This is a genomic window from Streptomyces sp. XY006 (genome assembly GCF_002237655.1).
Taxonomy (GTDB): Bacteria; Actinomycetota; Actinomycetes; order Streptomycetales; family Streptomycetaceae; genus Streptomyces; species Streptomyces levis.
On record NZ_NOKT01000015.1, the window covers coordinates 95738 to 120402 of the forward strand.

A 24665-nucleotide genomic window follows, 5' to 3' on the forward strand; every position below is an offset into this window, starting at 1 on the left:
CTCACGCCCAGGCCGACCGGGTTGACGAGCGTCACATGGGGCCCCCTCCATTCGTCGAAAGTGCGTGCTGCATAATGGCTTGTGAATGTGAACGCTTTCACAAGCGTATGTAAGGAGCGGCGACGTGGACCTGGCTTTGGCGCCGGAGACCCTGGCGCGATGGCAGTTCGGCATCACCACCGTCTATCACTTCCTGTTCGTTCCCCTGACGATCTCGCTGGCCGCGCTGACGGCCGGGCTGCAGACCGCCTGGGTGCGGACGGAGAAGGAGAAGTACCTCCGGGCGACCAAGTTCTGGGGCAAGCTCTTCCTGATCAACATCGCCATGGGCGTGGTCACCGGCATCGTGCAGGAGTTCCAGTTCGGGATGAACTGGTCGGACTACTCGCGCTTCGTCGGTGACGTCTTCGGAGCGCCGCTCGCCTTCGAGGCCCTGATCGCCTTCTTCTTCGAGTCCACCTTCATCGGCCTGTGGATCTTCGGCTGGGACAAGCTGCCCAAGAAGATCCACCTGGCCTGCATCTGGATGGTCTCGATCGGCACGCTGCTGTCGGCGTACTTCATCCTCGCCGCGAACTCGTGGATGCAGCACCCGGTCGGCTACCGGATCAACGGCGAGAAGGGCCGGGCCGAGCTCACCGACTTCTGGCTGGTGCTGACCCAGAACACGACGCTCAACCAGGTGTTCCACAGCTTCTCCGCGGCGTTCCTGACGGGCGGCGCCTTCATGGTGGGCATCGCCGCCTTCCACCTGCTGCGCAAGAAGCACATCCCGGTGATGCGTACCTCGCTCCGGCTCGGCCTGGTCACCGTCGCCGTCGGCGGGCTGCTCACCGCGGTCAGCGGCGACACGCTGGGCAAGGTCATGTACGAGCAGCAGCCGATGAAGATGGCGGCTGCCGAGGCGCTGTGGGACGGCGAGAAGCCGGCGCCCTTCTCGGTGTTCGCCTACGGGGACGTCGACAAGGGGCACAACAAGGTCGCCCTGGAGATACCCGGCCTGCTCTCCTTCCTGGCCCACAGCGACTTCGAGTCGTACGTGCCGGGCATCAACGACACCAACAAGGCACTGCAGGAGAAGTTCGGTCCCGGCGACTACAAGCCCATCGTCCCCGTCGCCTACTGGGGCTTCCGCTGGATGATCGGCTTCGGCATGGCGTCGTTCTCGATCGGCCTGCTGGGGCTGTGGCTCACCCGGAAGAAGTTCCTGCTGCCGGCGGCCTTCCGGACCGGGGACGACGAGGTGCCGCATCTGGTGCTGTTCCGCAAGCCGCTCCGGCCGCGGCTCACCCGCCTGTACTGGCTGGTGGCGGTCTGGACGATGGCCTTCCCGCTGATCGCCAACTCCTGGGGCTGGATCTTCACCGAGATGGGCCGCCAGCCGTGGGTCGTCTACGGCCTGTTCCAGACGCGGGACGCGGTCTCCCCCGGCGTCTCCCAGGCCGAGGTGCTCACCTCGATGATCGTCTTCACCGTGCTCTACGCGATCCTCGCCGTCATCGAGGTCAAGCTGCTGGTCAAGTACGTCAAGGCGGGGCCGCCCGAGCTCACCGACTCCGACCTCAACCCGCCCAAGAAGATCGGCGGCGACCTCCGTGACGCCGACAAGCCGATGGCCTTCTCCTACTAGGCCGAGGGAGCTGCACCGTCATGGAACTGCACGACGTCTGGTTCGTCCTGATCGCCGTCCTGTGGACCGGCTACTTCTTCCTGGAGGGCTTCGACTTCGGGGTCGGGGTGCTCACCAAGCTGCTCGCCCGCGACCGGCCCGAGAAGCGGGTGCTGATCAACACGATCGGGCCCGTCTGGGACGGCAACGAGGTGTGGCTGCTCACGGCGGGCGGCGCGACCTTCGCCGCCTTCCCCGAGTGGTACGCCACGCTGTTCTCCGGCTTCTACCTGCCCCTGCTGCTCATCCTGGTCTGCCTCATCGTCCGGGGCGTGGCCTTCGAGTACCGCGTCAAGCGGCCCGAGGAGAACTGGCAGCGCAACTGGGAGACGGCGATCTTCTGGACCTCGCTGTTGCCGGCCTTCCTGTGGGGCGTGGCCTTCGGCAACATCGTGCGCGGCGTGAAGATCGACCAGGACTTCAACTACGCCGGTGGCGTCCTGGATCTGCTCAACCCGTACGCCCTGCTGGGCGGTCTGGTGACGCTGTCGCTGTTCACGTTCCACGGGACCGTGTTCGTCGGGCTCAAGACCGTGGGCGAGATCCGGGAGCGGGCGCGGAAGCTGGCGCTGCGCGTCGGCGCGGTGACCGCCCTGCTGGCCCTCGCCTTCCTGCTGTGGACGCAGTCCGAGCAGGGTGACGGGGCGTCGCTCGTCGCCGTGGTCGTGGCCGTGGCCTCGCTGGTCATGGCGCTGGTCGCGGCCCGGGCCGGGCGCGAGGGCTGGGCGTTCACCCTGTCCGGCCTCACCATCGTGGCCACGGTGGCGGTGCTGTTCCTGACGCTGTTCCCGAACGTCATGCCGTCGACGCTGAACCCGGACTGGAGCCTGACGGTCACCAACGCCTCGTCCAGCCCGTACACGCTGAAGATCATGACGTGGTGCGCTGCGGTCGCGACGCCGGTCGTGATGGTCTACCAGGGTTGGACCTACTGGGTCTTCCGCAAGCGGATCGGTACGCAGCACATCGCCGATCCCGTGCACTGAGCACAAAGCCGATCCCGTGCACTGAGGTGTGTTTCACGTGAAACCAATCGATCCGCGTCTGCTCCGCTACGCCCGTGCCACCCGCGGCTTCCTGGTGGCGGTCGTCGCCCTGGGGGCGCTCGGGGCCGGGCTGGTCATCGCGCAGGCGATGCTCATCGCCGAAGTCGTCGTCGGCGCCTTCCAGCACGGCCTGGCGGTGTCCGAGCTGAGCACTCCCCTGCTGCTCCTGGTCGCCGTGGCGGTCGGGCGGGCGCTGGTCGGCTGGCTCACCGAGCTCGCCGCGCACCGGGCGAGTGCGGCGGTGAAGTCGGAGCTGCGGGGGCGGCTGCTGGAGCGGGCCACCCGGCTGGGCCCGGGCTGGCTGAGCGGGCAGCGGACCGGATCGCTGGTCGCCCTGGCCACCCGGGGTGTCGACGCCCTCGACGACTACTTCTCGCGGTACCTGCCCCAGCTGGGTCTGGCGGTGGTCGTACCGGTGGCGGTGCTGGCGCGGATCGTCACCGAGGACTGGGTCTCGGCGGCCATCATCGTGGGCACGCTGCCGCTCATCCCCGTCTTCATGATGCTGATCGGCTGGGCCACCCAGTCCCGGATGGACCGTCAATGGCGGCTGCTGTCGCGGCTGTCCGGGCACTTCCTGGACGTCGTCGCCGGACTGCCGACGCTGAAGGTCTTCGGGCGTGCCAAGGCACAGGCCGAGTCCATCCGCCGGATCACCGGCGAGTACCGGCGGGCGACGATGCGGACGCTGCGGATCGCCTTCATCTCCTCCTTCGCGCTGGAGCTGCTCGCGACGATCTCGGTGGCCCTGGTCGCCGTCACGATCGGCTTCCGGCTGGTGCACGGCGAGATGGACCTGTACATCGGCCTGGTCATCCTGATCCTGGCGCCGGAGGCGTATCTGCCACTGCGGCAGGTCGGGGCGCAGTACCACGCGGCGGCGGAGGGGCTCGCCGCGGCCGAGGAGATCTTCGAGGTCCTGGAGACGCCCGTGCCGGCGTCCGGTTCCCGGGCCGTGCCCGAGGGCACGCTGGCCCTCGAGGGCGTGACCGTCCGGTACCCCGGGCGGTCGGGTGACGCCGTCTCCGGGGTGACCTTCCGGGTCGAGCCCGGGGAGACGGTCGCGCTGGTCGGCCCGAGCGGCGCCGGCAAGTCGACGCTGCTCGGCGCCCTGCTGGGGTTCGTCACCCCGGCCGAAGGGCGCGTCCTGGCCGGGGGAGTCGATCTCGCCGAGGCGGACCTTGACCAGTGGCGGTCCCGGATCGCCTGGGTGCCGCAGCGGCCGCATCTGTACGCCGGGACCATCGCCGAGAACGTACGGCTGGCCCGGCCCGGCGCGGACGACGAGGCCGTGCGGCGGGCGCTGCGGGACGCCGGGGCGCTGGAATTCGTGGACGCGCTGCCCGAGGGCGCCGCGACCGTGCTCGGCGAGGACGGGGCGGGACTGTCCGCCGGGCAGCGGCAGCGGCTCGCGCTGGCCCGGGCGTTCCTCGCGGACCGGCCCGTGCTGCTGCTCGACGAGCCGACGGCGGCCCTGGACGGGGCCACCGAGGCCGAGGTCGTGGCGGCGGTGCGGCGGCTGGCGGCCGGAAGGACCGTACTGCTGGTGGTGCACCGGCCGGCGCTGCTTCAGGTGGCGGACCGCGTGGTGCGGCTGGCGGAGCCGGAGACCTCCGGGGTGTCCGCCGCGGCTGCCCCGGGCCACGCGGCACGGTCCGCCGAGCCCGGCGCGGCCGACACGACCACGGCCGCCCCGGCCGCGTCCGCCGGCGCGCCCGCCTCCGGCGGTGTCCTCGCACGCGTCCGTGCCCTGTCCGGCGCCCGGCGCGGGCGGCTCGGACTCGCCCTGCTGCTCGGGAGTCTCGCGCTCGGCAGTGCCGTGGGGCTCATGGCGACGTCCGGGTGGCTGATCTCCCGGGCCTCGCAGCAGCCGCCCGTGCTGTACCTGATGGTGGCCGTGACGGCGACACGGGCCTTCGGTATCGGGCGGGCCGTGTTCCGGTACGCCGAGCGGCTGGTGTCGCACGACGCCGTGCTGCGGATGCTGGCGGACACCAGGGTCGCGGTGTTCCGCAGGCTGGAGCGGCTCGCACCCGCGGGCCTGCGCCGCACGCGCCGGGGCGATCTGCTCGCGCGGCTCGTGACGGACGTGGACGCGCTGCAGGACTACTGGTTGCGGTGGCTGCTGCCGGCCGGGGCGGCCGTGGTCGTGTCGGCCGCGTCGGTCGGCTTCACGGCGTGGCTGCTGCCCGAGGCCGGGGCGCTGCTCGCGGCCGGGCTGCTGGCCGCGGGCATCGGAGTGCCGCTGCTCACCGCCGCCGTCGCCCGGCGGGCCGAACACCGGCTGGCCCCGGCCCGCGGGGTGCTGGCGACCCGGGTGGCCGATCTGCTCACCGGTACTGCGGAGCTGACCGTCGCCGGTGCCCTGCCCGCGCGGACCGCCGAGGCCCGTGACGTCGACAGGGCGCTCACCCGGATCGCCTCGCGCGCCGCCACGGCCACGGCCCTCGGCGACGGGCTCACCGCGCTGATCTCCGGCCTCACCGTCACGGCCGCCGCCCTGGCCGGCGTGCAGGCCGTCGCGGCCGGGCGGCTGGACGGCGTCGCCATGGCCGTCGTCGTCCTGACCCCGCTCGCCGCGTTCGAAGCGGTGCTGGGCCTGCCGCTCGCCGCGCAGTACCGGCAGCGGGTGCGCCGCAGTGGCGAGCGGGTCTTTGAGGTGCTGGACGCGCCGGAGCCGGTGGCGGAGCCCGAGCGGCCCCGCAACGCGCCCGCGTCGCCGTTCCCGGTGGTCGTCAAGGGACTGACCGCACGGCACGCGGGGCAGGACCGGGACGCCCTCGCCGGGCTGGACCTCACGCTCGGCGAGGGCCGCCGGATCGCCGTGGTCGGACCGTCCGGCTCCGGCAAGACGACGCTGGCCCAGGTGCTGCTGCGGTTCCTCGACGCCCGCACGGGCTCGTACACGCTCGCCGGGGTGGACGCCCATGCGCTGCCCGGCGACGACGTCCGCGCGTTCGTCGGGCTGTGCGCGCAGGACGCGCACCTCTTCGACAGCTCGCTGCGCGAGAACCTCCTGCTGGCCAGGAAGGACGCCGGTGAGGACGACCTGCGGGCCGTGCTCGGCCGGGCCCGGCTGCTGGACTGGGCCGACAGCCTGCCCGAGGGGCTCGACACCCTCGTCGGCGAGCACGGGGCGCGGCTGTCCGGAGGGCAGCGGCAGCGCCTTGCCCTCGCCCGGGCGCTGCTCGCCGACTTCCCCGTCCTGGTCCTCGACGAGCCGGCCGAGCACCTCGACCTGCCGACGGCCGACGCGCTCACCGCCGACCTGCTGGCCGCCACCGAGGGCCGCACGACGCTGCTCATCACCCACCGGCTGGCGGGCCTGGAGGCGGTGGACGAGGTGCTCGTGCTGGACCGGGGACGGGTGGTGCAGCGCGGGCGGTACGAGGAACTGGTGGCGGTGGACGGGCTGCTGCGGAGGATGGCGGAACGCGAGGCGGCCTCGGAGTCGCTCGTCGCGGTGCCCTAGAGGGTCCCCGGGGACGGGCCAGGTGGGCCGGAGCGCTCGTCGCGGTGCCCTAGAGGGTCCCCAAGGGACGGGCCAGGTGGCGCGGAGTTGCTCGTCGCGGTGCGGCCAGAGGGGCCCGGTAGGGCGCCGGGCTGAGCCGTTCGGCTCAGCCGGTCCCCCGGCCGTACGCGATGAACGCGACCGGGCCCCGCCCCTGGGTCACGATCGCTGACATGCGCTCACTTCGCCGCCACCGCGTGGTCGTTCCCGTTCTGCTGTGCGTGCTGGCGGTCCTCGGAGCCCGGCCCATGGCCGCGGACGAGGAGCCCGCCGACCCCGCCGACGGCCCCGAGACGCACAGCGGCCCTGTGGCGACGGGTCTGAGCGCCGAGGTGGTGCGGTTGTACGAGGAGGCCGCGGTGGCGACGCAGCGGTACGAGGCGGGCCGCGCGGAGGCCGAGGAGCAACGGGCCAAGGCCCGGCGGGCGGAGGAACTCCTCGACACGCAGCGGCGGCACATCGCCGCCCTGCACGAGGATCTGGGCCGCATCGCCCGCGCCCAGTACCGCACCAGCGGTGGTCTGCCGGTGGCCGCGCAGATGATCCTGGCCGACAGCCCCGACGGCCTGATGCGGGGTCACCACGCCTTCGCGCAGGCCGACCTCGCCGTGAACAACGCAATCTCCAAGAACCGCCGGGCCGAGGCGCGCCTGTCCGCGGACGAGGCGAAGGCCGCCGCCGAGTGGGAGGCGCTGGAGAAGCGGAACGCCCAGCTGGCCGCGCTGAAGGCGGACATCGAGGAGAAGCTGGAGTCGGCCCGTGAGGAGCTGCAGGGCCGGGCGGACGCCGCGGTCGCCGCCGGGGCGTGCCGGGGGGCGGTCCGGCTCGACCAGCCGGAGACGGAGTTCACGAGCGCGTGGGTGGCTCCGGTGGAGACGTACGTCCTGTCCTCGTCCTACGGCAGCGGCGGTGCCCGCTGGGCGAACCGGCACACCGGCCAGGATTTCGCGGTGCCGATCGGCACGCCGGTACGGGCCGTGGGAGCGGGGCGGGTGGTGAGGGTGTCCTGCGGCGGGCCCTTCGGCATCGAGATCGTGCTGCGGCACGCGGGGGGCTACTACACGCAGTACGCCCACCTCGCGTCCGTGGCGGTCGACCAGGGCGAGCAGGTCGTTCCGGGTCAGTGGATCGGCCAGTCGGGCACCACGGGCAACTCCACCGGGCCGCACCTGCACTTCGAGGCGCGGGTCACATCGGAGTCCGGTTCGGCGGTGAACCCGGTGTCCTGGCTCGCGGCCCGGGGAGTGTCGCTCTGACCGGTCAGCCGCGCGGCCGGAGCCGTTCGGCCACCAGGCGCTCGATCACGACCGCGACCCCGTCCTCGTTGTTGGCGACGGTCCGCCCCGAGGCCGCGGCGACGACGTCCGGGTGGGCGTTGCCCATCGCGTACGACCGGCCCGCCCAGGTGAGCATCTCCACGTCGTTGGGCATGTCGCCGAAGGCGACGACCTCTTCGTGCGAGATGCCGCGCTCGGCGCAGCACAGGGCGAGCGTGCTGGCCTTGGACACGTCGGGGCCGCTGATCTCCAGCAGGGCGCTGGGGCTGGAACGGGTCACGTTGGCGCGCTCCCCGATGGCGAGCCGGGCCAGGGTGAGGAAGGCGTCGGGGTCCAGCTCGGGGTGGTAGGCGAGGATCTTCAGCACCGGCTCGCCGGCCGCCCGGTGCCCTGCCGACAGCAACTCCTCGGCGGGGGCGAGGCTGTCGGGTATCTCCATGTGGAGCTTCGGGTACGCCGGTTCCTGGTAGAAGCCGTACGTCTGCTCCACCGCGTACACCGTGCCGGGCGCGGCCTCGCGCAACAGCCGTACGGCGTCGAGGGCGTTCTCCCGGGCCAGCTCACGGACCTTCACGAACCGGTGGGCCCCGGGGCCGCCGTGCAGGTCGACGACGGCGGCGCCGTTGCCGCAGATGGCCAGGCCGTGGCCGTGCACATGCTCGCTGACGACGTCCATCCAGCGGGCCGGCCGGCCGGTGACGAAGAAGACCTCGATGCCCGCTTCCTCGGCGGCGGCCAAGGCCGCGACCGTGCGCGGGGACACCGACTTGTCGTCGCGCAGCAGGGTGCCGTCGAGGTCGGTGGCGATCAGCCGCGGGGGGAGGGTCTCGGCCGCGGTCTCGTGCTGTCGGGTCGCTGAGGTCACCCGGCCATTGTCCCGCATATGCCTGCACGGGCGTGCGGGACCGTGCACAGGTGAGTGGATCCCGCCCCCACCAGGGCTTCCCGGCCGGAGGCCCGCCGGTGGGTTCAGCGCAGCTGCGCCGGGGCCTCCATGGCGATCTGCTCGAAGACCTTCTCGTCCGCCGCGAAGTCCGAGTCGGGGATCGGCCAGTGGATCACGAGCTCCGTGAAGCCCAGCTCGGCGTGGCGTCCGGCGAAGTCGACGAAGGCGTCGAGCGACTGCAGCGGGCCCGTGCGCTCCGGGGTGAACCCGGTGAGCAGGATCCGGTCGAGGTCGCTCATGTCGCGGCCGGTCTCGGCGCAGATGTCGGCGAGCCTGTCGGCCTGTCCGCGCATGGCCTGAAGCGACTGTTCCGGTGTGCCGTTCTCGTACAGCTTGGGGTCGCCGGTGGTCACCCACGCCTGCCCGTGCCGGGCGGCGAGGCGCATCCCGCGGGGCCCGGTCGCGGCCACCGCGAACGGCAGCCGGGGGCGCTGCACACACCCGGGGATGTTGCGTGCCTCGTGGGCCGCGTAGAAGTCCCCCTCGTACGACACCGCGCCCTCGCTGAGCAGCCGGTCGAGGAGCGGGACGAACTCGGCGAAGCGGTCGGCGCGCTCACGCGGGGTCCACGGTTCCTGGCCGAGCGCGGTGGCGTCGAAGCCGGAGCCGCCCGCACCGATGCCCAGCGTGATCCGCCCGCCGGAGATGTCGTCGAGGGAGATCAGCTCCTTGGCGAGGGTCACGGGGTGCCGGAAGTTCGGTGAGGTCACCAGCGTGCCCAGCCGGAGCCGGTCGGTGACGGTCGCGGCGGCGGTGAGGGTGGGCACGGCCCCGAACCAGGGACCGTTCCGGAAGGTGCGCCAGGAGAGGTGGTCGTAGGTGTACGCGGTGTGGAAGCCGAGCTGCTCGGCACGGGTCCAGGCCGCACGGCCGCCTTCGTGCCAGCGGCGGTACGGGAGGATCACGGTGCTCAGACGCAGACTCATGCCATCGAGCCTAAAGGAGCCCGGAGGGTCCCCCGTGTTTCACGTGAAACACCTCACCGCTCGCAGTCGAAGGAAAGCGGCAGGTCAGCGGGGATCGGGAAAGCGCAGATAGCGCGAGGGAACGGCCTGGGTCAGCCATACGCCGTTCGCGCTGATGTGGAAGACGTGGCCGTCGCGGTGCATGGCGCCGGCGTCCACCGTCAGGACGACCGGGCGGCCGCGGCGGGCGCCGACACGGGTCGCCGTCTCACGGTCGGGCGAGAGGTGCACGGCATGCCGGTTCATCGGCCGCAGCCCTTCGGCCCGGATCGCGTCCAGATGGCGGGCGACCGTGCCGTGGTAGAGGTGCGCGGGCGGGGTCGCCGTCGGCAGGCCGAGGTCGACCTCGATGCTGTGGCCCTGGCTGGCGCGGATGCGGGTGCCCTCGATGGCGAAGCGCCGCTTGTCGTTGGTGGCGACCACGTGATCGAGCTCGTCGCGGGTGAACCGGAAGCCGTGGGCGGCGGCCGCTTCGATGAGGGTGTCGATCTCCACCCAGCCGGCCTCGTCGAGCGTGAGCCCGATCCGCTCCGGCTGGTGGCGCAGGTGCTTCGACAGGTACTTCGACACCTTCACGGTGCGTCTCTCGTCCATCCCGCCAGGGTTGTCCGTCCCACCCAGTTTGTTCATGCCACCAGAGTGGGGGAGAGACGTGAATCACGCGATCGAGTTTCACTCTTCGGGTTTGATCCACAACCAAGTGGTGTTATCCACAGGGAATATGGCCGACGCTGTGGACAACTGGCCCTCACCGCACGGTGTTTGGCGAGGCGTCACACCGGAGGCCGGACCCGGGCGATCATCCGCAGCACCCCCGGCGCGAGCCGCGAGAGCACCCGGGCGGTCCGGGCCTCCGGGGTCACCGCGACCACGGGTTCGTCGCGCGCGACCGCCCGCAGAACGGCCCGGGCGACCTTCTCCGGCGGATAGGCGCGCAGCCGGTACAGGCGGGCGGCGCGCTGCTGGAGCCGCTTCTCCTCCGGCCCGTCGACCCCGGCGAAGCGTGCCGTCGACGTGATGGCGGTGTTGACGAAGCCGGGGCAGACCGCCGTCACGCCGATCCCCTGCCCGGCGAGTTCCGCGCGCAGGCACTCGCTGAGCATCAGCACGGCCGCCTTGGAGGTGCTGTAGGCGGGCAGGGCCTGGGACGGCTGGTAGGCGGCGGCGGAGGCCACGTTGACGATGTGACCGCCCTGCCCCCGCTCGGCCATCCGCCGGCCGAGGAGCCGGCAGCCGTGGATCACGCCCCACAGGTTGACGTCGAGGACCTTCTTCCAGTCCTCCGTCGTGGTGTCGAAGAACGAGCCGGACAGCCCGATGCCGGCGTTGTTGACCAGGACGTCCACCACGCCGTACGCGCTGGTGACCTTCTCGGCGAGCTTCTCCATGGCCTGCTCGTCGGAGACGTCGGCCGGTTCCGCCCAGGCCTCCGGCGCGCCGGCCCGGCGGGCCGACTCGGCGGTCCGGGCCGCCGCCTCGGCGTTCCGGTCGACGGCCACCACGCGCGCGCCCGCCGCGGCGAATGCCAGCGCCGTGGCCCGCCCGATGCCGCTGCCCGCGCCGGTGACCAGCACCAACTGCCCGGAGAACCGCTCGGCGTGCGGCCCGCTCGCCACCGCCGGCGTGCCGCCGCTCTCCACGGACGTCACGAACTCCCCGATCCAGGCGGCCACCCGGTCCGGGCGGGTCCGCGGGATCCAGTGACCCGCCTGGATCGTCCGGCGGGTCAGCCGCGGAACCCACCGCTCCAGCTCCTCGTCGAGCCGCTCCGACAGGAACCGGTCCTCCAGCGGCGTGATGACCTGGACGGGCGCGTGGGCGTACGCGTCCGGGCGCGGGCCGCGCATCCGGGGCCGGACGTTGTCCCGGTACAGCCAGGCCCCGTGGGCGGCGTCCGAGGGCAGGGACGCGGTGGGGTAGTCGCCCCGGGGCACCCGCTCGACCCGCTCCAGGACCTTCGGCCAGCGCTTGCCGAGGGGGCCGCGCCAGGCGAGCTCGGGCAGCACGGGCGTGTGCAGCAGGTACACGTACCAGGACCGGGCGCCCTGCCCGAGGAGCTGGCCGACCTTGCGCGGGGTGGGGCGCTTCACACGCCGGTCGATCCAGTGGGCGAAGTGGTCCAGGGACGGCCCGGACATCGACGTGAAGGAGGCGATGCGGCCCTCGGTGCGCCGGACGGTGGTGAACTCCCAGGCCTGCACCGATCCCCAGTCGTGCCCGACCAGGTGCACCGGGCGGTCCGGGCTCACCGCGTCCGCGACGGCCAGGAAGTCGTCCGTCAGCTTCTCCAGCGTGAATCCGCCGCGCAGGGGCCGCGGAGCCGTGGACCGGCCGTGGCCGCGGACGTCGTAGGCGACCACGTGGAAGTCCCCGGCGAGCCGTGCGGCGACCTCGGACCACACCTCCTTGCTGTCCGGGTAGCCGTGCACGAGGACGACCGTCGGCCGTCCCGGATCACCCAGCTCGGCCACGCACAGCTCGACTCCGCCGGTCCGTACCCTGCGCTCCCGCGCGCCCGTGAGCAACGTCATCCGGCGAATCTGGCAGTTGTTAGAGAGTTCGTCAATAGCGCCTCCCCGGCCGTGGTAACTCTCAGGAACCAGGTCCCCTAAGGGCGCGTAATACTCGAGGCTGACCCCAAGACAGCTCTGCGGAGTGACGACCGCCACGCGCCCGGCCCCTACCGTCGTAGCGTGACTGTGATCGCGACCGAAAGCCTGAGCAAGCGGTTCCCCCGGGTGACCGCGCTTGACCGGCTCTCCGTGGACGTCGGGCCCGGTGTGACCGGACTCGTCGGAGCCAACGGAGCCGGCAAGTCCACACTGATCAAGATCCTGCTGGGTCTGTCCCCCGCCACCGAGGGCCGCGCCGAAGTGCTCGGCCTGGACGTCGCCACCAAGGGCGCCGCCATCCGCGAGCGGGTCGGGTACATGCCCGAGCACGACTGCCTGCCGCCGGACGTCTCGGCCACCGAGTTCGTCGTCCACATGGCGCGCATGTCCGGCCTGCCGCCCACGGCCGCGCGCGAGCGCACGGCCGACACCCTGCGCCACGTCGGCCTGTACGAGGAGCGCTACCGCCCCATCGGCGGCTACTCGACCGGCATGAAGCAGCGCGTGAAGCTCGCGCAGGCCCTCGTCCACGACCCGCAGCTGGTCTTCCTCGACGAGCCGACCAACGGCCTGGACCCGGTCGGCCGCGACGAGATGCTCGGCCTGATCCGCCGGATCCACACCGACTTCGGCATCTCGGTCCTGGTCACCTCGCACCTCCTGGGCGAACTGGAGCGCACCTGCGACCACGTCGTCGTCATCGACGGCGGCAAGCTGCTGCGCTCCAGCTCCACCACGGACTTCACACAGATCACCACGACCCTCGCGATCGAGGTCACCGACACCGACGAGCACCCGGACGGCACCCGGGCGGTCCGCGAGGCGCTGCACGCGCGCGGGGTGAGCGTCGAGGACGGCAGCGGCCTGCCCGGCGCGGGTCACATCCTGCACCTGACCGCACAGGGCGAAGAGACGTACGACCTGGTCAGAGACGTGATCGCCGACCTCGGCCTCGGCCTGGTGCGCATGGAACAGCGCCGGCACCACATCTCCGAGGTCTTCACGGCCGACGATCGGAACGAGCAGCGGAAGGAGGCGGTCGGCCATGGCGGTTGAGCACTCCACGGGGACATCCGTCCCGGCACCGGGTGACCAGACCCGCATCCACAACATCGGCTACCGCAGCTACGACGGCCCGCGCCTGGGCCGCGCCTACGCCCGCCGCTCCCTGTACTCGCAGTCGCTGCGCGGCGCCTACGGCCTGGGCCGCTCGGTGAAGTCCAAGGTCCTGCCGATGCTGCTGTTCGTGGTGATGTGCGTGCCCGCGGCCATCATGGTCGCCGTCGCGGTCGCCACCAAGGCCAAGGAACTGCCCCTGGACTACACGCGCTACGCGATCGTCATGCAGGCGGTCATCAGCCTGTACGTCGCCTCGCAGGCACCCCAGTCCGTCTCGCGCGACCTGCGCTTCAAGACGGTCCCCCTCTACTTCTCGCGGCCGATCGAGACCGCCGACTACGTCCGCGCCAAGTTCGCGGCACTGGCCTCGGCGCTGTTCGTCCTCACGGCCGCTCCCCTGCTGGTGCTCTACGTCGGCGCTCTGCTGGCCAAGCTCGACTTCGCCGACCAGACCAAGGGATTCGCACAGGGACTCGTCTCCGTGGCACTGCTCTCGCTGCTCTTCGCCGGCATCGGCCTGGTCATCGCCTCCTTCACCCCGCGCCGCGGCTTCGGCATCGCGGCCGTGATCGCCGTGCTGACCATCAGCTACGGCGCGGTCTCCACCCTCCAGGCCATCGCCGACGCCCAGGGCAGCGGCGACGCCGTGCCGTGGATCGGGCTGTTCTCGCCGATCACCCTCGTCGACGGTGTGCAGTCGGCGTTCCTGGGCGCGACCGCGGCCTTCCCCGGCGGGGTGGGCCCGAGCACCGCCGAGGGCGTCGTCTTCGTCCTCGTCGCCCTCGGCCTGATCGCGGCGAGCTACGGCCTCCTGATGCGCCGCTACAAGAAGGTGGGACTGTGACCACGCTCTCCATCGACCACGTCTCCCGCTGGTTCGGCAACGTGGTCGCCGTCAACGACATCACCATGACCATCGGCCCCGGCGTCACGGGCCTGCTCGGCCCCAACGGCGCCGGGAAGTCCACCCTCATCAACATGATGGGCGGCTTCCTGGCCCCCTCCACCGGCACGGTCACCCTCGACGGGCAGCCGGTCTGGCGCAACGAGGAGATCTACAAGCACATCGGCGTCGTCCCCGAGCGGGAGGCGATGTACGACTTCCTCACCGGCAAGGAGTTCGTCCTCGCCAACGCCGAACTGCACGGCCTGGGCGCCAAGGCGGCCCAGCGGGCCCTGGCCACGGTCGAGATGGAGTACGCGCAGGACCGCAAGATCCAGACGTACTCCAAGGGCATGCGCCAGCGCGTGAAGATGGCCTCCGCGCTCGTGCACGACCCGTCGCTGCTGCTGCTCGACGAGCCCTTCAACGGCATGGACCCGCGCCAGCGCATGCAGCTGATGGACCTGCTGCGCCGCATGGGGGACGAGGGCCGCACGGTCCTGTTCTCGTCCCACATCCTCGAAGAGGTCGAGCAGCTCGCCTGGCACATCGAGGTGGTCGTCGCCGGGCGGCACGCGGCCAGCGGCGACTTCCGCAAGATCCGCCGCCTGATGACTGACCGGCCGCACCGCTACCTGGTGCGTTCCAGCGACGACCGCGCCCTTGCGGCCGCGCTGATCGCCGACCCGTCGACGTCCGGCATCGAGGTCGACCACGCCGAGGGCGCGCTGCGCATCCAGGCCGTCGACTTCGGCCGCTTCACCGCGCTGCTGCCCAGGGTCGCCAGGGACCACGGCATCCGGCTGCTCACGGTCTCGCCGTCCGACGAGTCCCTCGAGTCCGTCTTCTCGTACCTGGTCGCGGCGTAGGAGGCCCTGATGTACGACCCCACAGTCGCCCGGCTCACCTACCGGGCCCTGCTCGGCCGCCGCCGGGCCCTCATCCTCGGCGCGCTGCCGCTGCTGCTGATCGTGATCGCCGTGGCGGTGCGCGGCCTGGCCGGAGCGGACGACCAGACGGCGTCCGACCTGCTCGGCGGCCTCGCCCTGGCCACAATGGTGCCGATCATCGGCGTCATCGCCGGCACCGGCGCCATCGGCCCGGAGATCGACGACGGCTCGGTGGTGTACCTGCTGTCCAAGCCGATCAAGCGGCCGACCATCATCTTCACCAAGCTGATCGTCGCCATCGCCGTGACCATGGTGTTCTCCGCGGTGCCGACGCTCATCGCCGGTTTCATCCTCAACGGCAACGGCCAGCAGGTCGCCGTGGCCTACACGGTGGCGGCCCTGGTCGCGTCCATCGCCTACGCGGCCCTGTTCCTGCTGCTCGGCACGGTCTCGCGGCACGCCGTGGTGTTCGGCCTGGTCTACGCCCTGGTCTGGGAGGCCCTGTTCGGCTCCCTGGTGCCGGGCGCGCGCACGCTGAGCGTCCAGCAGTGGTCGCTGGCGGTGGCGCAGAAGGTGGCCGGCGGGGAGCTGGTGACCTCGGACGTGGGCCTGACCACGGCGACGGTGCTGCTGGTCGCCGTCACGGTGCTGGCCACCTGGTACGCCGGTCAGAAGCTGCGCTCGCTCACGCTGGCCGGCGAGGAGTGACGTGCCCGGGCCCTGACGGGGGCTTCACCTCCGTCAGGGCACACTGAGCGAACGGGACACAGGTACGGGACACAGGTACACCGCAGGGAGTCGTACGGCAGGGAGGGACAGGCATGGCGGACGGAAGCGCTCGGTACGACGACCGCGAGCAGCCGGGATCCGGGCCGGGGGACGACACCTGGGGCGAGCTGGTCCTGGACGACGACTTCATACGCTCCGCGGAGACCTCCGAGCCGTCGGCCCGGGCCCGGATGCTCGCCGCGCGCTGGCGCCGCGAGGCACCGGAGCCGCAGCCCTGGCGCTCCGACGAGCCGCCCGCGGGCTGGTTCTTCAGCAAGTCCCGCCGACGCAGGTGGCGCAAGCGCTAGCCGCCGCGCTCAGGTCTCCCGCCCCGGCCGCTGGAGGATCCTCCGGCCACGGCCGCCGCTCGACGGCCTTCGGCCGCGCAAGGCCTTCCGGCCACTGCCGCTCAAGGCCTTCCGGCCACCGCCGCTTGAGGGGCCTCCCGGCCACCGGCCGGTCCTGCTCAGCACGTCGATTTAATCGATGGCGTCCTTTTCGCCCGGCAGGCACAGTAGTCGTGTCCCTGCCGGGCGAGGAGCCCGGCGTCACGTCTGGGAGAGGAGCGGGACGATGTCCATGCACGGCAGTACGTCCAGCTCCCTTCAGGGCAGCCCGCGGCAGGCTCCGGAGTAGTCGCCACCTCTCCGTGGAGCCGCGCCCCGCACGGGGAGCTGCCCGGGGCGGCCGCTTCGAGCACGCGAGTCGCATCTCGCGTGGGCCGCCCACCCGGAGGATTGGCCGAGTGGTAAGGCACTGGCTTGCTAAGCCATGGTCGGGCTGGAAGGCCCGCGCACGTTCGATCCGTGCATCCTCCGCCGCACAGCGACACGAAGGTTCAGCCCAGCAACCGCTCCAGCACCACCGCGATCCCGTCCTCCTCGTTGGAGGACGTCACCTCGTCGGCCACCGCCTTCAGCTCCTCGTGGGCGTCGGCCATGGCGACACCGTAGGAGGCCCAGGCGAACATCGGTATGTCGTTGGGCATGTCGCCGAAGGCGATCGTGTCGGCCGCCTTCAGCTTGAGCCGACGGGCCGCCAGCGACAGGCCGGTGGCCTTGGACAGGCCCAGGGGGAGCAGCTCGACGATGCCCGGGCCCGCCATCGTGACGGTGACGAAACCGCCGGCGGTCCGGGTGGCCGCCTCGCACAGCTCGTCGTCCGACAGGGTCGGGTGCTGGATGTACAGCTTGTTCAGGGGCGCGGTCCACAGGTCGGACGCGTCCGTGAAGGGGGTCGCGGGCAGATTGCCGTGCGCCGCGTAGCCCGGGCCCACCAGCACCTCGCCGTCCAGGCCGTCGCGGCTCGCGGCCAGGTACAGCGGACCGACCTCCGCCTCGATCTTGGCCAGGGCCACCCCGGCGAGCTGGCGGTCCAGCGTGACCGAGGTCAGCAGACGGCGGGCGCCGGCGTCGTAGACCTGCGCGCCCTGGCCGCAGACGGCCAGCCCCTCGTAGCCGAGGTCGTCGAGGATGTGCCGGGTCCAGGGGACCGCGCGGCCGGTGACGACGATGTGCGCCGCGCCCGCCGAGGTGGCGGCGGCGAGCGCGTCACGGGTGCGCGCGGACACCGAGTCGTCGGAACGCAGCAGCGTGCCGTCGAGGTCCGTGGCGACGAGCTTGTACGGGAAGCCGCCCGAGGGAGCCGTGTCGCTCACTTGGCCACCGGCTCCAGGACCTCCCGGCCGCCCAGGTACGGGCGCAGCACCTCGGGCACGCGCACCGAGCCGTCGGGCTGCTGATGGTTCTCCAGGATCGCCACGATGGTGCGCGGGACGGCGCAGAGCGTGCCGTTGAGCGTGGCCAGCGGGCGGACCTGCTTGCCCTCACGGACGCGGATCGACAGGCGGCGGGACTGGAACTCGGTGCAGTCCGAGGTCGAGGTCAGCTCGCGGTACTTGCCCTGGGTCGGGATCCACGCCTCGCAGTCGAACTTGCGGGCGGCCGAGGAGCCGAGGTCGGCGGAGGCCACGTCGATGACCCGGAACGGCAGTTCCAGCGAGGTCAGCCACTGCTTCTCCCAGTCCAGCAGCCGCTGGTGCTCGGCCTGCGAGTCCTCCGGGGCGACATAGGAGAACATCTCGACCTTGTCGAACTGGTGCACGCGGAAGATGCCGCGGGTGTCCTTGCCGTGCGAGCCGGCCTCACGGCGGAAGCAGGGCGAGAAGCCCGCGTAGCGCAGCGGGAGGCGCTCGGCGTCGAGGATCTCGTCCATGTGGTACGCCGCGAGCGCGACCTCGGAGGTGCCGACCAGGTAGAGGTCGTCGTCCTGGAGGTGGTAGACGTCCTGGGAGGCCTGGCCGAGGAAGCCCGTGCCCGCCATGGACTGGGGGCGGACCAGGGCCGGGGTCAGCATCGGCGTGAAGCCGGCCGCCGTGGCCTGGGCCATCGCCGCGTTCACCAGGGCGAGCTCCAGCAGGGCGCCCACGCCCGTGAGGAAGTAGAAGCGGGAGCCGGAGACCTTGGCGCCGCGCTCGACGTCGATCGCGCCGAGGAGGTGGCCGAGCTCCAGGTGGTCGCGGGGCTCGAAGCCCTCGGCGGCGAAGTCGCGGATCGTGCCGTGCGTCTCCAGCGTGACGAAGTCCTCCTCGCCGCCCACGGGCACGTCCGGGTGGACGAGGTTGCCGAGCTTCTCCAGCAGCTGCTGGGTCTCGGCGGCCGCGGCGTCGCGCTCCGCGTCGGCGGCCTTGACGTCGGCGGCGAGCTGGCTCGCCTTCTTCAGCAGCTCGGCCTTCTCGTCCCCGGACGCCTTGGGGATCAGCTTGCCGAGCGCCTTCTGCTCGGCGCGCAGCTCGTCGAAGCGGACGCCGGACGACCTGCGCCGCTCGTCGGCAGACAGGAGGGAGTCGACGAGCGCGACGTCCTCTCCACGGGCGCGCTGGGACGCGCGCACACGGTCGGGGTCCTCACGGAGCAGGCGAAGGTCAATCACGCGCCCCAGGCTACCGGTGTGGGATGACCGCCCACGACTCACTATTCCTGTCGCGCCTTACGTACCGTTATGAGGCAATTGCGTGCAGTGTCAATAAAAGAGGATGCCTCTCCCCGGAACGAGGCATCCGGCGGGCGTCGCCTTGACTCGAATCCCTTGTGGGAAGCGGGACTTGGGGTTTGGTTGTCCACAGGGATCCACACCCGCGGAAGAGTTATCCACAGGCTGTGTGGAAGATCTGTGGACGTCGGAATTGATCACTTCGGAAGGCGGGATCGTCCTTGAGAATTCCCGCCGCAAACCCCCTCTACCCTCACTTTCGAGTGGAAACGGGTCACTCCAAAGAGTGACGCAAGGGGAAACGGTGGACGAAGGGTGACCTGCCCGTCGATGGACGCATCAGGGGCCTGTAGGGCGATTTGTCGACTGCCTCATGGTTCGTTGTCGACTTGTCCCCAGGTCGAGAAGCGGACCTGTGGATAACTTCTGTGGATAACGACTATCAGCAGGTACGACCGCCCAGGAGCGCCCACGACCACCCCGGGAAGCGACCGCTAGAAGCGGCCGTCCTGGCACCGGGCGACCCAGTCCGCCGCCGCCACGAACTCCTCGTCCGACGTACCGAGCCGCGGCGGCCGCACCTCCGCCGGCTGCATGTCGGCACGCGGATACGAGCCCAGGTAGCGCACCTGGAGACAGATCCGCTTCAGGCCCATCAAGGCCTCGGCCACCCGGCGGTCGGAGATGTGGCCCTCGGCGTCGATGCAGAAGCAGTAGTTGCCGATGCCGGCACCGGTCGGGCGGGACTGGAGCAGCATCAGGTTGATGCCCCGGGTGGCGAACTCGCCGAGCAGGTCGCGCAGACCGCCGGGGTGGTCGTCGCGCTGCCACAGCACGACGGAGGTCTTGTCCGCGCCGGTCGGGGCGGCGGGCCGTGCGGGCCGGCCGACCAGCACGAACCGCGTCTGGGCGTTCTCGGCGTCGTGGATCCCGGTCTCCAGGGCCTCGAGACCGTAGCGCGCGGCGGCGAACTCACCCGCGAAGGCGGCGTCGTACTGGCCCTCCTGGACCAGCCGCGCGGCGTCCGCGTTCGAGGCGGCCGACTCCCAGTGCGCGTCCGGCAGGTGCTTCCGCAGCCAGTTGCGCACCTGCGGCTGGGCGGCCGGGTGCGCGGAGACGGTCTTGATGTCCGACAGCGTCGTGCCCGGGCGGACGAGCAGCGCGAAGGTGATGGAGAGCAGCACCTCGCGGTAGATCATCAGCGGGGCACCGGCGACGAGCTCGTCGAGCGTGGTGGTGATGCCGCCCTCGACGGAGTTCTCGATCGGCACGAACGCGGCCTCGGCCTCGCCGGCGCGTACCGCGTCGAGCGCGGACTGGACGGACACGTACGGGATGAGCTCCCGGGTGGCGGCCTCGGGAAGCGTACGCAGGGCGACTTCGGTGAAGGTGCCCTCGGGGCCGAGATACGCATAGCTCGCTGGCATGAGCTCACCCTAATGGGCTCGCGGAAGCGCTATCCCCCACAAGCCCGCACACAGGCCAGCTTCACCCCTCCAGCAACTTCTGCCCCACGTACTCGCCCTCCGCCGCCCCGCCCGGCACCGCGAACAGCCCGCTCGACTCGTGCCGGATGAACGGCGACAGGGCGTCGCCCCGGTCGAGCTTGCGCTGCACCGGGACGAAGCCGCGCAGCGGATCGGCCTGCCAGCAGATGAAGAGCAGACCGGCGTCGGGCATGCCGTCGTGGTTGATGCCGTCGTGGAAGGAGAAGGGGCGGCGGAGCATGGCGGCGCCGCCGTTCTGGTCCGGCCGGGTGATGCGGGCGTGGGCGTTGATCGGGACGACGAGGTTGCCCTCGGCGTCCGTCTTCTCCAGGTCCATCGCGGTCGTCTCGGTGCCGCCGGACAGCGCCGCCCCGTCGGCCTTGCGGCGCCCGATGACGGCCTCCTGCGCCGTGACGGAGAGCTTCTCCCAGTCGTCGAGGAGCATGCGGATCCGGCGGACGACGGCGTAGGAGCCGTTCGCCATCCAGGCCGGTTCACCCTTCTCAGGGACGAAGATCCGCCGGTCGAAGTCGGGCTCGCCCGGCTTGGGGTTCCGGGTGCCGTCGATCTGGCCCATGAGGTTGCGGGCGGTCATGGGGTGGGCAGTGGCGCCGGGCGAGCGGTTGAAGCCGTTCATCTGCCACCGCACCTTGGCGGCCCGCCCCGCGTCCTTCTGGATCGCGCGCAGGGCGTGGAAGGCGACCAGGGCGTCGTTCGCACCGATCTGGACCCACAGGTCGCCGTTGCTGCGGTTCTTGTCGAGGCGGTCGGAGGAGAACTCGGGCAGCGGGTCCAGGGCCACCGGACGCTGCTTCTCCAGGCCCGTCCGGGCGAAGAAGCTGTGCCCGAAGCCGAAGGTGAGGGTCAGCGACGAGGGTCCCGCGTCGCGGGCCACGTCGGTGTCGCCGTGGGCGCTCGGCTCGCCCGCCATCAGCCGCCGGGCCGTCTCCGACCAGCGGCGGAGCAGGGCCGCGGCCTCCTTGCGGCCGGCGCCCGCCGCCAGGTCGAAGGCGACGAGATGGCCGCGGGCCTGGAGGCCGTCGGTGATGCCGGGCTGATGTTTCCCGTGAAACATCGCCCGGTCGGTGCCGAGTGAGGTGAGCGGAACGGCCGCCTCGGAGGGGGCGGCGGCGTATCCCGCCGCGGTGCCCGCCGTGCCGAGCACGAGCCCGGTGGCACCGGCGGTACCGAGCAGCCGCCGCCGGGAGATGCCCCCGTGGGCGGCGGCCGCCACGGCGTTCTCCGGGGCGGCCTCACGGGTGCGGGCCTGGGGGATGGACTGGTCGGGCATGGTCGTTCAGCCGATCTGCGCGTTCTTGGTGACGGTCACCTCGTCGATCTCGGAGGTCCGCACGGTCACGTCGACCTGCCAGTCGCCGGCCATGGGGATCTGCACTCCGTTCGCCGACCAGTGTCCGGCAGCGAGGTGGTCGGGGACGACGGGCAGGGGCCCGATGTCCTTGGCCTTGAGGGTGAACTCGACCTTGACCTCGGGGATGTCGAAGGCCTTGCCGTCGGGCCGCTCCACGTACGCGTGCATCTCGTTGGCACCCACGCGGGCGGGGTCGAGGTCGATGGTGACGACGCCCTTGCCGTCCTGGCCGCCGGTGTCGAAGGGCATGTTCAGGGTGAGTGCGCCGGACGTCCCCGTGTCGGCGGAGGCGGAGGACGACGACGAGGTGGCCGCCCTGGCCTCCTGCTCGGTACGTCCCGGCTCGGTCTGGGTCAGCACGGTGGTGACGGCGAGCAGGACGACCGCGATGCCGGCCTCGGCCAGCACCGAGCGGCGCAGCCCGAAGCGGTGGGGGTCCGCGTCCCGCAGCCGCTTCTGCCGGGCGGCGTCCCGGGCCGCCCGCTGCCGGGCGAGCTGCGCGGCGCGCTCGGGATCGGCGGGTTCGGGGCCGACGGGCTCGGTGGCGGGCACCTCGGCGGCGGACTCTTCGGCGGTGGGTTCACCGGCCGTGGGTTCACCGTCCGTGGGCGCGGCGGCGTCGGCGCGAGTGCCGGCACCAGCATGGGTACCGGTACCGGCGCGGGCGTCCGTCTCGCCCGAGGCTCCCGCCCCGGCCCGCACCTTCGTCCGCTCCGCCGCGGCCGGCACCGCCTCCGCCAGCCGGCCCGTCCACCGGCGCGAGATCCACGCGACGCCGACGAGGACGACGACGAGGGCGATCTTCGCCAGGAGGAGCTGTCCGTAGCGGGTGTCGGTGAAGGCCGACCAGGAGCCGAGCTGGCGCCAGGACTGGTACGTCCCGGTCACGATCAGCACGAGCACGCTGCCGAACGCGACCCGGGAGAAGCGGCGTACGGCGGACGCGTCGACCGGGGCGTCGGCGGGCGCCCGGTACAGGGCGACCAGGAGCGCGCCGAGTCCGCCGAGCCAGGCGGCGACGGCCAGCAGGTGGAGGACGTCCACCGGCATGGAGATGCCCGCCTGGAGCCCGACCGAGGCGTGCTCGGACATCGCCCAGCTCGCGGCGAGCCCCGCGGCCACGACGACGCCCCCGATGGCGAGCCCGAAGCTCAGGTCCCGCTTCTCCTGCGGGTCCTCACGCTTGTCGTACGCCCCGAACAGCACGGCGATGAACAGCGCCGCGGCGGCGAGGAGCAGCAGCCGGGAGACCAGGGCGGCACCGGTCTTGGTCTGCAGGACCTGCCCCAGCAGGGACAGGTCGAAGACGTCGGAGACCTTCCCGGAGCCGGTGAAGGAGCCGCGCAGCAGGAGCAGGGCGAGGGTCGAGGCGGTGAGCGCCAGCCAGCCGGAGACGACGAACCGCTGCACCGGCCGCACTCCGGAGCCGCGCGGCCAGCAGGCGAGCACGAAGGCGGCGCCACCGGCCATAACGATGAACCCGGCGTACGACACGTACCGCCCGAAGCCGTACAGCCAGCCGACGACCCCGTCGTCGGCGCCCTGCCCGGACACCGCGACAGACGTCTTGGAGGGGGCGCCGATCGAGAAGGTATAGGCGCCGGCGACGGGGTGGCTGTCCGCCGAGACGACCTGGTAGGCCACCGTGTAGGTGCCGTCGGACAGGCCCGACTGCAGGCGCACGGCGTAGGTCGTGCCGCCGACGCCGGACGGCTCGCCGGTGTCGACGCGCTTGCCCTCGGGGTCGAGCACGCGCAGCGAGTCGCCGGAGAGCGCGACCTGCTCGGAGAAGGTGAGCGAGATCCGGGACGGGGCCTGGTCGACCACCGCCCCCTGCGCCGGGTCGCTGCCGGTCACCGCGGCGTGCGCGGAGACCGGGCCGGCCCCGGCGAGCAGGGCGCAGACCGCGGCCAGGAGCAGCAGCACCAGGGTCCGGACGCGGGGGGCGATGGTCTGGGTCACAGGGGTCCCTCCGTCAGTGTCCGGTCGTCGGGGTGTAGGTGGCGGCCTTCACCGGCATCTCCACCTCGACGGGGTCGGAGTGGGCGAAGCGCAGCTCGACGGTGACCGTCTGGCCTTCCTTCGGCTTGCGCTTGAGCTGCTCGAACATCAGGTGGTCGCCGCCGGTCCTGAGCACCAGCCGCCCGTGGGCGGGGATCGTGAGGCTCTCGACCTCCTGCATGGCCCCGCCGGTGGTCTCGTGCACGGTGACCTGGCCGGCGATGTCGCTGCTGACCGAGGTCAGCTCGTCGTCGGAGCCGCCCTTGTTGGTGACGGTGAGGAAACCGGCCGCCATCTCGTCGGAGACCGGCTGCGGCATGTACGCGGAGCCGACGGAGAGCTTCGCCTCGCCGCCCGAGCCGCCGTCGCCGCCCGAGTCCGAGCCGCCGCAGCCCGCCAGGGCCAGGGCCCCCGCTATGACGAGGGCCGTCGGGGCGAGCCGTCGCCTCACGGGGTCTCCCCCTTGAGGATCTTGGGCAGATCCTTGCTGTAGTCCTCGACGGTGGCGTCCTCGCCGTAGAGCACGTAGCCGCCGTCGGTCTTCGGCGAGAAGGCGATGACCTGGGTGCCGTGCTCGGAGACGACCTTGCCGTTCTTGTCCTTGCGCGGCGGGTCGATGGAGATGCCGAGGGTGCGGGCGCCGGCCTGGACGGTGGCGAAGTCGCCGGTGAGGCCGGTGAAGCGGGAGTCGATGCCCTTGAGCCACTTGCCGAGTTCGGCCGGGGTGTCGCGCTCGGGGTCGGTGGTGACGAACACGACGCGCAGGTCGTCCTGCTCGGCCTTGGGGAGCTGCTTCGCGGCGACGGCGATGTTGTTCATCGTCAGCGGGCAGACGTCGGGGCAGTGCGTGTAGCCGAAGTAGATCAGCGTGGGCTTGCCCGCGGTCTCCTTGCGGAGGTCGTACTTCTTGCCCTGGGTGTCGGTGAGGACCAGGTCCGGCTTCTCGAAGGGCTTGTCGAGGACCGTGGCGGCCTTCTCGGTACCGGCCTCCTCCGACACCACGGCGACGGGCTTGTTGCTGTCGTCGCCGCTGCCGCAGGCGGTCAGGGTCAGGGAGGCGGCGGCGAGCAGTGCGGCCGCGGCGAAGGTCTTGGTGCGCATAGAGAAATGTCCCAGATGTCGGTGGCC

General features: G+C 71.8%; 20 protein-coding genes and 1 tRNA gene. 10 read left to right on the forward strand and 11 right to left on the reverse strand.

The features are described from left to right. Positions 1–124 precede the first annotated feature (124 nt). The 4 genes from CHR28_RS18980 (at position 125) to CHR28_RS18995 (ending at position 7482) form a co-directional block, all read left to right on the forward strand. The gene (locus tag CHR28_RS18980; RefSeq protein WP_094054840.1) at positions 125–1630 is read left to right on the forward strand and encodes a cytochrome ubiquinol oxidase subunit I; all 1506 of its coding nucleotides are present in this window, start codon (positions 125–127) and stop codon (positions 1628–1630) included. A gap of 20 nt (positions 1631–1650) precedes the next feature. Then, positions 1651–2655, forward strand: a complete 1005-nt coding sequence (gene cydB, locus CHR28_RS18985; protein ID WP_094054841.1) for a cytochrome d ubiquinol oxidase subunit II — start codon at positions 1651–1653, stop codon at positions 2653–2655. 37 nt (positions 2656–2692) lie between these two features. Then, the gene (gene cydD / locus CHR28_RS18990) at positions 2693–6187 is read left to right on the forward strand and encodes a thiol reductant ABC exporter subunit CydD (protein WP_094054842.1); all 3495 of its coding nucleotides are present in this window, start codon (positions 2693–2695) and stop codon (positions 6185–6187) included. Positions 6188–6399: 212 nt separating this feature from the next. Beyond that, a complete protein-coding gene (locus CHR28_RS18995; protein WP_094054928.1) occupies positions 6400–7482 on the forward strand; it encodes a M23 family metallopeptidase in 1083 nt (360 codons plus the stop codon). 4 nt (positions 7483–7486) lie between these two features. On the opposite strand, the gene CHR28_RS19000 is transcribed toward CHR28_RS18995, so the two are convergent. The 4 genes from CHR28_RS19000 to CHR28_RS19015 form a co-directional block, all read right to left on the reverse strand. Then, entirely contained in the window at positions 7487–8386 is a 900-nt protein-coding gene (locus tag CHR28_RS19000) for an HAD-IIB family hydrolase (RefSeq protein ID WP_179272489.1), read from the reverse strand. Positions 8387–8472: 86 nt separating this feature from the next. Then, on the reverse strand, positions 8473–9375 hold the full coding sequence (locus tag CHR28_RS19005; protein WP_094054844.1) for an LLM class flavin-dependent oxidoreductase: 903 nt from the start codon (positions 9373–9375) through the stop codon (positions 8473–8475). 84 nt (positions 9376–9459) lie between these two features. Further along, entirely contained in the window at positions 9460–10008 is a 549-nt protein-coding gene (locus CHR28_RS19010) for an RNA 2'-phosphotransferase (RefSeq protein ID WP_094054845.1), read from the reverse strand. Between the two features lie 179 nt (positions 10009–10187). Then, on the reverse strand, positions 10188–11945 hold the full coding sequence (locus tag CHR28_RS19015) for an SDR family oxidoreductase (RefSeq protein WP_094054846.1): 1758 nt from the start codon (positions 11943–11945) through the stop codon (positions 10188–10190). A 168-nt stretch (positions 11946–12113) separates the two neighbouring features. Here CHR28_RS19015 and CHR28_RS19020 point away from each other — a divergent pair, with 168 nt between their 5' ends. The 6 genes from CHR28_RS19020 (at position 12114) to CHR28_RS19045 (ending at position 16504) form a co-directional block, all read left to right on the forward strand. Then, the gene (locus CHR28_RS19020) at positions 12114–13082 is read left to right on the forward strand and encodes an ABC transporter ATP-binding protein (RefSeq protein WP_094054847.1); all 969 of its coding nucleotides are present in this window, start codon (positions 12114–12116) and stop codon (positions 13080–13082) included. After that, a complete protein-coding gene (locus CHR28_RS19025; protein ID WP_094054848.1) occupies positions 13072–13989 on the forward strand; it encodes a hypothetical protein in 918 nt (305 codons plus the stop codon). The genes CHR28_RS19020 and CHR28_RS19025 overlap by 11 nt, the downstream gene beginning before the upstream one ends. Next, positions 13986–14897 (forward strand): ABC transporter ATP-binding protein, encoded by a 912-nt coding sequence (locus tag CHR28_RS19030; RefSeq protein WP_094054849.1) that lies wholly within the window; start codon positions 13986–13988, stop codon positions 14895–14897. The genes CHR28_RS19025 and CHR28_RS19030 overlap by 4 nt, the downstream gene beginning before the upstream one ends. Positions 14898–14906: 9 nt before the next feature. After that, entirely contained in the window at positions 14907–15626 is a 720-nt protein-coding gene (locus tag CHR28_RS19035; protein WP_094054850.1) for an ABC transporter permease subunit, read from the forward strand. A gap of 113 nt (positions 15627–15739) precedes the next feature. Then, complete coding sequence (locus tag CHR28_RS19040; protein WP_094054851.1) at positions 15740–15994, forward strand: SGM_3592 family protein; 255 nt, start codon at positions 15740–15742, stop codon at positions 15992–15994. A 423-nt stretch (positions 15995–16417) separates the two neighbouring features. Beyond that, positions 16418–16504: transfer RNA gene (locus CHR28_RS19045), tRNA-Ser, on the forward strand. A gap of 20 nt (positions 16505–16524) precedes the next feature. Here the strand turns inward: CHR28_RS19045 and CHR28_RS19050 are convergent. The 7 genes from CHR28_RS19050 to CHR28_RS19080 form a co-directional block, all read right to left on the reverse strand. After that, complete coding sequence (locus CHR28_RS19050; protein ID WP_094054852.1) at positions 16525–17343, reverse strand: HAD family hydrolase; 819 nt, start codon at positions 17341–17343, stop codon at positions 16525–16527. Then, the gene (gene serS, locus CHR28_RS19055; RefSeq protein WP_094054853.1) at positions 17340–18617 is read right to left on the reverse strand and encodes a serine--tRNA ligase; all 1278 of its coding nucleotides are present in this window, start codon (positions 18615–18617) and stop codon (positions 17340–17342) included. Before serS ends, CHR28_RS19050 begins: the two co-directional genes overlap by 4 nt. Positions 18618–19171: 554 nt before the next feature. After that, positions 19172–20104, reverse strand: a complete 933-nt coding sequence (gene pheA, locus CHR28_RS19060; RefSeq protein ID WP_094054854.1) for a prephenate dehydratase — start codon at positions 20102–20104, stop codon at positions 19172–19174. A 61-nt stretch (positions 20105–20165) separates the two neighbouring features. Further along, on the reverse strand, positions 20166–21455 hold the full coding sequence (gene efeB / locus CHR28_RS19065) for an iron uptake transporter deferrochelatase/peroxidase subunit (RefSeq protein WP_094054855.1): 1290 nt from the start codon (positions 21453–21455) through the stop codon (positions 20166–20168). Between the two features lie 6 nt (positions 21456–21461). Then, positions 21462–23498, reverse strand: a complete 2037-nt coding sequence (locus CHR28_RS19070) for a copper resistance CopC/CopD family protein (RefSeq protein WP_094054856.1) — start codon at positions 23496–23498, stop codon at positions 21462–21464. A 13-nt stretch (positions 23499–23511) separates the two neighbouring features. Next, entirely contained in the window at positions 23512–23988 is a 477-nt protein-coding gene (locus tag CHR28_RS19075; protein ID WP_094054857.1) for a copper chaperone PCu(A)C, read from the reverse strand. Next, the gene (locus tag CHR28_RS19080) at positions 23985–24638 is read right to left on the reverse strand and encodes an SCO family protein (RefSeq protein WP_094054858.1); all 654 of its coding nucleotides are present in this window, start codon (positions 24636–24638) and stop codon (positions 23985–23987) included. Before CHR28_RS19080 ends, CHR28_RS19075 begins: the two co-directional genes overlap by 4 nt. Positions 24639–24665: the final 27 nt, after the last annotated feature.

Coding starts and splice junctions, on each gene's coding strand:
- cydB (WP_094054841.1), top strand. CDS start 1,651: ATGGAACTGCACGACGTCTGGTTCGTCCTGATCGCCGTCCTGTGGACC.
- CHR28_RS18995 (WP_094054928.1), top strand. CDS start 6,400: ATGCGCTCACTTCGCCGCCACCGCGTGGTCGTTCCCGTTCTGCTGTGC.
- CHR28_RS19000 (WP_179272489.1), bottom strand. CDS start 8,386: ATGCGGGACAATGGCCGGGTGACCTCAGCGACCCGACAGCACGAGACC.
- CHR28_RS19005 (WP_094054844.1), bottom strand. CDS start 9,375: ATGAGTCTGCGTCTGAGCACCGTGATCCTCCCGTACCGCCGCTGGCAC.
- CHR28_RS19010 (WP_094054845.1), bottom strand. CDS start 10,008: ATGGACGAGAGACGCACCGTGAAGGTGTCGAAGTACCTGTCGAAGCAC.
- CHR28_RS19015 (WP_094054846.1), bottom strand. CDS start 11,945: ATGACGTTGCTCACGGGCGCGCGGGAGCGCAGGGTACGGACCGGCGGA.
- CHR28_RS19025 (WP_094054848.1), top strand. CDS start 13,072: ATGGCGGTTGAGCACTCCACGGGGACATCCGTCCCGGCACCGGGTGAC.
- CHR28_RS19035 (WP_094054850.1), top strand. CDS start 14,907: ATGTACGACCCCACAGTCGCCCGGCTCACCTACCGGGCCCTGCTCGGC.
- CHR28_RS19040 (WP_094054851.1), top strand. CDS start 15,740: ATGGCGGACGGAAGCGCTCGGTACGACGACCGCGAGCAGCCGGGATCC.
- pheA (WP_094054854.1), bottom strand. CDS start 20,104: ATGCCAGCGAGCTATGCGTATCTCGGCCCCGAGGGCACCTTCACCGAA.
- efeB (WP_094054855.1), bottom strand. CDS start 21,455: ATGCCCGACCAGTCCATCCCCCAGGCCCGCACCCGTGAGGCCGCCCCG.
- CHR28_RS19080 (WP_094054858.1), bottom strand. CDS start 24,638: ATGCGCACCAAGACCTTCGCCGCGGCCGCACTGCTCGCCGCCGCCTCC.